Source organism: Streptomyces sp. NPDC111802 (assembly GCF_055634335.1).
Genome location: NZ_JBVKCZ010000112.1, coordinates 1 through 8,200 on the forward strand (window position 1 = coordinate 1; position 8,200 = coordinate 8,200).

Consider the following 8,200-nt stretch of genomic DNA (forward strand, 5'->3'; position numbering starts at 1 on the left):
CCATCCGCGGACTCGCCCCCAACCCCCCCATCGACACCACCATCAAAAACTGCGCCCACGTCATGGGCAACGAACCCGACCCCAACTCCAGCAACGACGAAGCCTGTGACTGGACCGAAATCGAAGTCCCCCTCATCGACCCCACCATCGGCACCACCACCACCGCACTCCTGACCCTCGCCGGCACCCTCTACCACCACCGCCGACGCAACACCACGGGAGCCGCCATTTAGCAAAAACCCACACCAACACCTCTCGCTGACAGGCACAGACTGGTCCCTCCCTTGCGGACACCGCAGGGGAGGGACCAGTCGCCTCTTTCCTGTCAATCGAACGTCGAACGCAAGGTTGTTGAGGTTCTGACCGCCCCGTCGTCCATTGATTCAATGGGCCCCGCGTCGGGCAGGACGAGCTTGGATCACCGTTTGCCGTTCCTGGTTTTCCCCCCGAGATACCAACCCCGGAAGCCTGCAGCCGACCGGGCAAGGGCGGCCTTCAGTCGGAGCCGGTCGTCCGTGCGTAGAGCGTCGGGGCGGGGGGAGCGGCCAGCGGGGTGGGTACCCAGCAGTTCGCGATGGACATGGGCGAGTCGGCGGTCGCCACCGCCTACCTGCTCGGTGTCTTAACCCGCCGCGTCGAGAAACTCGCCGAGTCCCCGCCTGCTGAACGCCATCGGCACCGTACTGTCCGGCGCTTGGAGGCAGAGATACCGCGCCCATTCGCCCGCAACCCGCTCCGCCAGGTTCCCAAGGCCGCCCGCCCTGGGTTCCTGCTCATGCCGACGCGCTGCCGCTGCGGGCGGATTCGCAGGCCCTGCAGGTCTACGAGCCGGGCGGTGGCGGCTGAAGTCCAGCACCGCAGGCTGGTTGTTCGTCACTGGTCCCGTCGGCGCCTGGCCGTACGGCGGTAGTCGAACGGGCCCGGGAGGTCAATGGAGGTGGTGCGCTGCCCAGTGCTGGACCAGGTGCGCTTGGGCCCGTTCTTCGGACCGACGGTAACGGACCAGCGTTTGCCGTCGATGCTGAGACGGACGCCGGGTAAGACCCGGAAGCTTTTGTGGAAGGTGATGGACACAGTGGGGCTCCTGCTCGAGGCTCGTTGAAGCTGCGGGGTGCTTGGGCTTCCACCCGCGACGGTGATCATTCTTCCTCCTCGGTGCGGCGGACAGCTTGCGGCGGTACGGGCTGCTGGTCATCGAACGTCGCTGAGGTGGTCCTGGTCCGCTGTTGTCTGACCGGTGCACATGGTGGCGGATTCTTTAGGGCTGAAAGCCTGAGGGCGGTGATGGTGCGGGCTGTCGGCGGCGTCTACGCACGTGACGTCGTCGGCCCTCGGTTCAGGCAGCCGCATTACGCACCATGCCATCTAGCTGCACTCGGCGGCGTATCTCCCGGTGGCTGCCCAGACACCCAGATACATCATCCCTCTGAGATATCTACAGCTCGTAGCCGCTCTCGTTGCTCCAACCGAGCGGGGCGATCCACGGACGAGCCTTCGCTGCCATCCAGTCCGGCTCCCAGCCGTCACGCACGCCGCGCGCTGCCCAGCCGTCAATCTGACGGTCAGGTGTGTTCAGGCCGGCCTGGCGGGCGGAGAGGGCCGCTTCGTAGGCCTGGTGGGCACGGATCATAGCCTCGCGGCGTGACCTGGCCCGACCGGTGAGGACATGCAGGCCTTTGAGCATCGGGTCGGCGGTGTGGTGGATCGGAACGTCAACCTCGTAATATCGCCAGAATTCTAATGGCATGGCGAGCTACCGCCTTTCACTTTTTGCGCTGGTCGCGCTCCGTCGTACAGCTGCCTACCCATGAATGCGCTGCAGGACGGGCCGGGAAGCCTGGAAACAGCACCGATGGCCAGATTGCGTTGATAACTTGCGTGATCGTGTTCGCGCAGTGAAGGTTCTTTGCCGCGTTGTTTGCAGCCCTAGCCGTTCCCCATTCCTCATAGGTAACCCGCTTCCACCGCGCCGCCCTGTTGACCTGACCCGCCGGACCATGAAGCCCGCATCCTGACCTGTCCAGCTCTCCGCTTCACCGGTACGGCCCCCGCCCGCGGCAGGAGTGCGGCGGCCACGTGAGTGGCAGCTGTGCCGCAGATGTCACTGCGCCGCGTCCAGCTCGCAACTCGGACAAGGGGCAAGCCGGCCGGTCTCCCTGGAGTTCTGCTCTGCATCGCTCGGTGACGGGTACTGGGCGCCGCACTGGCCACGGGCCACTGAGGCGGGGCATCGCACACGACGCCACCCTTCCCACCGATCTCACCAGCCCCACACTGCCGGCCTTCGGCCACCCCCGTGCCGGCGGCGCCGATCGCCGACAGGTCGGGGTGTGGCTGTGGGCGCGCAGCTGTGGGGCTGGTCCCGCGGGGGCTCGTGCCGACGAACGAGCGGAGGCGATCTGCTCTCCGTCCCCGCGCTCTACGCTCCCACTGCGTTCGGCCGGGGGTAACTGGGCTGCCTTTGCTGGAAGTTGGCGCCTAGGCGTGAAGTCTCCAACCCTCGTCGAGATCGATCCCGGCGGCATCGGCCTTAGTGGCCATTTGAAGTTGGGGAGTCTGCGGTGGCATATGAGGGTGGCGGCGATGGCTGCGAAGGCCAGGAAGTGTTCCGGCTTGCGCTCGTAGCGACGGTGGAGTCGTCGGCAACCCGATAGCCAGGACACGGTTCCTTCCACGACCCAGCGATACCGACCCAGTCGTTGGGAGGTCTCGATGCCCCTGCGGGAGATGCGGTGCTGGATGCCGCGGGAGGATAGCCAACGCCGCATGTGCTGGTAGTCGTAGCCCTTGTCGCCATGAAGTTTGCCGGGCCGCCGACGTCGGCGGCCGCGACGCGAGCGGATGGGCGGGATACCGCGGACCAGCGGGACAAGGGCCTGACAGTCGTGGAGGTTGGCGGCGGAGATGCCGATCGAGAGGGGCGGGCAGACCACGACGGTCGACCATGAGGTGGATTTTCGATCCGTTCTCGCCGCGGTCGGTCGGATTCGGTCCCGTCAGCGGCCCCTTTGAGGGCACGGACGCTGACCGAGTCGATTGCGCATCGTGACCAGTCCAGCTTTTCCTCGGGACCCGAGCTCGTCCAGGTCCAGGCGGTGGAGCTTGGCCCACACCCTGGCCTCGGACCACTCCGTGAACCGACGAAAGGCGGTCACTCCCGACAGTCCGAAGCCCGGAGGCAGTTGGTTCCAGGTGCATCCCGAGGTGGCCCACGAAGAAGATCGCGGCCGATACCTCGCCGGCGCCGTCCCCCGCCTTGCGGCCGTTCCGGCGCTGGCGGAACCACGCGCTGAAACAGGTCCCACAGGTCCTCCGGCGCCCATCCGCTCGACAAGCGCAGCAGTCATCGCCCCAGACTGCCGCAAGAACACGCCAACTGAAATGGCGCCTATTCCATACGGCCAGCGCCTTTCGGGTACGGCAGCCGGTATCGACGTCTCCGTCTTGCCCATGGGGCGCTGGCTGTGCGAAATTCCAGTAGCTCACAACCCGCGCCTGCGCCCGGACGACAGCCTCGGGAACGTCACCCGGAAGAGTAGCGTCGCCTCCTGAAAGCGGCCGACGAGCCCGGCGGGCGCCCCACCCCTGGCCATCCCGGACGTCAACCCGATGCGACACCTCAACGACGGACGGCGTGTCCCCTGATCGACATGGACAACGTGCTGGGGTCGCGCTCAGTTGTCCCGAAGGCCACTGAAGTGGTCCTACGCCAGCGGGAACCCCGACCTGACCCACCATGAGGCGCGCTGTCCGTTCCGTGGATGTGACTGTCCAGCCGCGGGGCGCGAGGCCCGAGGGAGAGTCGGCGACGTCGCCGACTCCCCATCCTCTGCCCAGCTACCGCCTCCTCGCACCGTCGGCGGTAGCCGCTTTCCGAGTACTTTGCTCCTGATTGCGGGGGTTTTAGGCGGGGTTGGCCTTTGGCATAACGGTTGGCGCCGAGCTGTGTCCAATCACTTTGAAGGTGCCGTGGGGGCCTTTGCGCAGAAGTGCAGCTTGTTGGGGCGGTGGACGGTAAGTCCTTGGCACTGGCGCGGAAGTTGGGGCGGGTAAGGCCGGTGTGAGGTGGGTGGCGGCGTTGTTGCGCGGGAGGAGTGTCGGCAGCGCGCTGTTCGCTGCCGACGTATGGCTGCCGTCGACGGCTGGTCAGCGGCCCACACATCACCGCTGTCTTGTAGGCGGCGCGCTCCATGAGCGCTGGGTCGTGCGGGAGGACCCTGCACGCCAACTGGCCAAAATCCCTATTCCACCCACGCAAGGAGGGGCAAGTGTCGGAACGTCACGCGAAGAAGGGCGATGAGTCGACTACAAGGCCGGGACCGGTACCGAGTCCCGATCTCGCGGTCGTCTCCGCTTCCACCGACGTGGCGCTGTGCGCTGCGACATACATGCCGATCAGGCGAACCCTGCCGGACGACATCCGCGCGGCAGGATTGGAAGCCGCAGGGTTACCACAAGCGGGCATTGCGCATCCCGGCGACTCGGCGGTGAAGGAAGGACAACGACACCAGAACCTGCGGTTGGTGGCTGCCCGCCGAAAGCAGCGTCGGGAAGCGCTCGCCTCGTTGCGCATCCACCGTGCGCTCGCCCTGGCCGCCATGTAACCGGATCCGTGATCCGTGGTTTTCACTGCGCCCAATTTTTGTGTTGAGCCGCTGAGCCAGTCCGGCGCGGCGGTCGGCCGAATTGCCCGCAGCGCACTGACTCCGTGCGCTTGATGGCGTAGGCGCGGTCGGTGCTGCTGGCCGACAGGGTCGACGCGCCGTCGATGGTGAGGTGAAGCTGGGTGCCGAGTAGCGCGGGTGTCGGGTGTGTTGGTCACGCGGGCCAGGTCTGTCAGCGGGGTGCGGGTAGCGGCTTTGTGGGCGGTGCTGATTGGGGCGGCTTGTGCGGCCTGGTCCAGGGGCGTCAGGTTCGTAAGGACGGCGGTGGGTCGCATCGCCCGCCCACGCCGATCCCGGTACTGCACTACGGTCACTGCCGCCACTGGTTGGGCGGGCGACGGCGGGCGTCGTCAAGTTGCTGGTGTGTCTGACGCGTTGGGAGCGCCGAGGGCGTGACTAGCCCCCGGGGGTTCCCGCTCGGTCGGCCATTGCCATCCCGGTGACGGTCTTCCAGGTGCGGAATCAGTTGCTGACCGAGACGCAATGCCGTCACACTCAGCCGCCATCAAGGTGGGACGTCCTTTGTACGCCCCTCATCAAGATGCCTGGATGCCGAGCGCGTGATGCTGCACCACCTGAGCGGGGGACAAACGCTCGGATAGACGGCGGTCTCATCGATCTGGCCGCTGAAGAACAGAGTCGACGAGCGGTTTGGCCAGGGCGTCAGTCCTTGAGATTCACTTCCGCCGACGGCTCAGTATCCGCTGCAATCAGCGCTGGTGGTCACCTGTGGGTTGCTCGCCTGGAGTGCCCCATCCACTAGAGCTTCATCCCGCCAGGGTCTTGATTGGCGACGACGTGATGCCATCTGCCGTCATTGAGGGCCGCGCCACTGCTGACGACTTGGGGTGCTCCGTTGAACACTCCGAAGTTCACACGACCGTCAGCGCCCATATATATGTGTTTGTCATCGTTGCGGCTAGCTGGCCAAGCGTTGCGGCGGTCCAGACCGATGAGCTTGCCCCCAGTTGTCGAGGTGGTCTTCGGCCACGTCTCCATGGAGTACGCCGCGGGAGTGGCGGTGGGGCGGTCGCTGTAGGTGTACTCGTTGTTACCGAGGTCGCCGACCGCGGAGTTGGAACCGGGCACGGCGCCGAGGGCCGCACCGCGGCGAGGGCCGCCCTTATGCAGGCCGCCGTTGTTCTTGCCCGATGAGTCGGTTGCGAAAGTCCCGGCCTTCTCCGCGAACCGCCAGTAAAGGTCGGCTCCGTCTGCGACGACCTGCTGCTCGTACCGATTCGCTGCGATGGCCGTGGCCATCTACACGTGTGGACTGTGTCACGGGCGCCGTGACGACAGCATGTAGGGCATGTGCTCAGATTGTGACCTTCCGCGGGTGAAAGGAAGCCCTCGCGTCGGCCTGGCAGCCACGGGGGCGGCGTGGCGCATCGGCCGGAGCAGCCTTCTGCTCCAGGATGCGGGCACGTGGCAGACACCTTTGACGAACTCGTTGCGATGCAGCGCGCGGCGGACCAGGCATACAACAGGGTCCAGGAGCTGCGGGGCCGGTACGGGCCGACCGCCCATACCAAGTGGACTTCGGTCCAGACCCGCGCCTATGAGACTGCGTTGTGGGCCTGGCGGGACCTCGCCCGCGATGTGCAGGCAGCGGTGACGCAGTACGCGAAGGCCGCGGGGAAGACACAGAACGAGGTTGAGACGGCCCTGACCAAGGCCGTCGGGCATCCAAGCCCGGAGGCGTAGCCCGCATGCGTGAGCTGCAGCGCAGGGTGATGCTGGAAAGGGCTACCGCAAGGGAGATGGCTATGACTGCCCGTACACAAGTTTCGGCAACGGTGCCGAACGACATCCACGCCGAGCTTCTCGAAGCGCTGAGGAATGTGGATCCGTACCTCTTCCAGGTTTCCGTTAGTCGTTCGGACGACCCTGACGCCACCACCGAGTTACACGTGTCGCTAGCTGGAGATGTCCGTGACGCGGTGAGGAAGCGGCTCGACGAGGGGTTCCCTGATCTCGCGTGCGAGATCGACTTGAGGGATGTCCATGATCCGTGAGCCGGGCATGGAAAGGCCTTTGGGCGGATCGGAACCGTCCGGGTGTGTTCGGGGGCTCTGTTCCCTGAGAGGACGAGTCGGCGCCTGGAGTGGTTCCGAGGAGAGCGCGGAGGTCGAGCGGGGGCGGGCCGGGACGCTGGGCTGCGGCAGATGAACGAGATCTTGAAGGTGGCGTCGGCTTTGATCGCGGCCGAGCCCGACCGGTCGTCGAGACGCTCGCAGCGTTCATCGATGCGCGCCGTGAGGTGTTCGGAGCCGGGCCGATCTGCCGGGTTCTCGCCGGCCACGGACTGAAGATCGCGATGAGCACCTGCTACGCCGGGAACCGTAGGCCCAGCCCTGGTGAGTGCGGGACGCGCCGCTGAAGACGCAGATCAGCTGTGTTCACACGGAGGAGGCCTGATCTGCGCAGTCCGGCAGTCCGGAGGACCTGGCGGCAGCTGCACAGTGAAGGCAAACCGGCAAGCGGTCCGCTGCCCCCTCGCCCGGCTGGTGCGCGGCCTTGGCCTTGAGGGCGCCCTGCGCGGGAGGAAGTTCCGCACCACCTTGCGCGAAGACGGCCCAGGAGCGGGCCGCGAACCTGCCCAGGCGCGACTTCACCGTATCTCGTGTGAACGAGCGGTTGCTGGCCGACTTCACCTTCGCCGCCACCTGGTCCGGGATTGTCTACGCCCGTTTGCTGATGGCGGCGACCGGCCGACGATCGCCCGGCAGTCCAATCTCGTCCTCGACGCCCCGGCAGAGGTGGCGGTGCCGGGCCGCAACTCGCGCTGGGCCGGGGCTGGTTCATCATTGTGATGCGGTCAGTCAGCACCCGGTCGTCCGTGTTGCACCGCGCACCTCCTCGAAGCCGGCATCGACGCCCGATCGGCACCGGCGGCGACGCCCTGGACAACCCGCTCACTCGGTCCCGGCCGGCCTCTTTCAAAGCGGAGCTGATCAAGCCCCGAAGGCCCTGGTACGGCCTCACGGACGTCGCACTCGGGACTGCGGAAACGGCTGACTGGTTCACCAACCAACTCCTGCCCACCGCAATCGGAGACATCCCGCCCCGCGAGCACGAGATCAACTACTACGCTCAACACCAGCCCCAACACACGGCTGCAGTCAGCCCTTCAAGCCTCCACCGATCCCCGAGTGGTTCACTCCAGCCCAACGGCCTGGCTGACCGGCGGGTGGGTCAGTCAGGCCGTTGCGTTGACCGGATACATGCCGCTCTTCTGGCGGGACATATGGCCCCAGGCAATGCCCGTTTCGGAATGGTGAGGCAGTTCGGGGGCTACAACGAGGGGCCCTCCCCTGCGGATGTCGGGCTGGGGAGGGCCCCTCGGTTATGGGAGCGAGTTGGTGTGGGTTTTTGCTAAATGGCGGCTCCTGTGGTGTTGCGTCGGCGGTGGTGGTAGAGGGTGCCGGCGAGGGTCAGGAGTGCGGTGGTGGTGCCGGTGGTGGGGTCGATGAGGGGGACGTCGATTTCGGTGGGGTCGCAGGCGTCGTTGTTGCTGGAGTTGGGGTCGGGTTCGT

7 protein-coding genes and 1 pseudogene are annotated in these 8,200 nt (G+C 66.3%); 4 read left to right on the forward strand and 4 right to left on the reverse strand.

The window, feature by feature from the left end; genetic code table 11:
* Nucleotides 1-233 (forward strand): hypothetical protein (locus ACZ7NC_RS43560; RefSeq protein ID WP_471497565.1); only part of this gene is annotated, 233 nt, incomplete at its 5' end.
* 640 nt (nt 234-873) lie between these two features.
* On the opposite strand, the gene ACZ7NC_RS43565 is transcribed toward ACZ7NC_RS43560, so the two are convergent.
* The 3 genes and pseudogenes from ACZ7NC_RS43565 to ACZ7NC_RS43575 form a co-directional block, all read right to left on the reverse strand.
* Nucleotides 874-1,074, reverse strand: a complete 201-nt coding sequence (locus ACZ7NC_RS43565; protein ID WP_471497567.1) for a DUF4236 domain-containing protein — start codon at nt 1,072-1,074, stop codon at nt 874-876.
* Between the two features lie 361 nt (nt 1,075-1,435).
* A complete protein-coding gene (locus ACZ7NC_RS43570) occupies nt 1,436-1,747 on the reverse strand; it encodes a hypothetical protein (RefSeq protein ID WP_471497568.1) in 312 nt (103 codons plus the stop codon).
* Nucleotides 1,748-2,549: 802 nt separating this feature from the next.
* A pseudogene (locus tag ACZ7NC_RS43575) lies at nt 2,550-3,334 on the reverse strand (IS5 family transposase); the annotation flags it as partial.
* A 934-nt stretch (nt 3,335-4,268) separates the two neighbouring features.
* On the opposite strand from ACZ7NC_RS43575, the gene ACZ7NC_RS43580 reads away from it, so the two are divergent.
* Nucleotides 4,269-4,604 (forward strand): hypothetical protein, encoded by a 336-nt coding sequence (locus ACZ7NC_RS43580; protein WP_471497570.1) that lies wholly within the window; start codon nt 4,269-4,271, stop codon nt 4,602-4,604.
* Nucleotides 4,605-5,423: 819 nt separating this feature from the next.
* Here the strand turns inward: ACZ7NC_RS43580 and ACZ7NC_RS43585 are convergent.
* Complete coding sequence (locus tag ACZ7NC_RS43585) at nt 5,424-5,924, reverse strand: LamG-like jellyroll fold domain-containing protein (RefSeq protein ID WP_471497571.1); 501 nt, start codon at nt 5,922-5,924, stop codon at nt 5,424-5,426.
* Nucleotides 5,925-6,089: 165 nt separating this feature from the next.
* Here ACZ7NC_RS43585 and ACZ7NC_RS43590 point away from each other — a divergent pair, with 165 nt between their 5' ends.
* The gene (locus tag ACZ7NC_RS43590; RefSeq protein WP_471497573.1) at nt 6,090-6,368 is read left to right on the forward strand and encodes a hypothetical protein; all 279 of its coding nucleotides are present in this window, start codon (nt 6,090-6,092) and stop codon (nt 6,366-6,368) included.
* 5 nt (nt 6,369-6,373) lie between these two features.
* Nucleotides 6,374-6,679 (forward strand): hypothetical protein, encoded by a 306-nt coding sequence (locus tag ACZ7NC_RS43595; protein WP_471497575.1) that lies wholly within the window; start codon nt 6,374-6,376, stop codon nt 6,677-6,679.
* Nucleotides 6,680-8,200: the final 1,521 nt, after the last annotated feature.

Coding starts and splice junctions, on each gene's coding strand:
- ACZ7NC_RS43585 (WP_471497571.1), bottom strand. CDS start 5,924: ATGGCCACGGCCATCGCAGCGAATCGGTACGAGCAGCAGGTCGTCGCA.
- ACZ7NC_RS43570 (WP_471497568.1), bottom strand. CDS start 1,747: ATGCCATTAGAATTCTGGCGATATTACGAGGTTGACGTTCCGATCCAC.
- ACZ7NC_RS43595 (WP_471497575.1), top strand. CDS start 6,374: ATGCGTGAGCTGCAGCGCAGGGTGATGCTGGAAAGGGCTACCGCAAGG.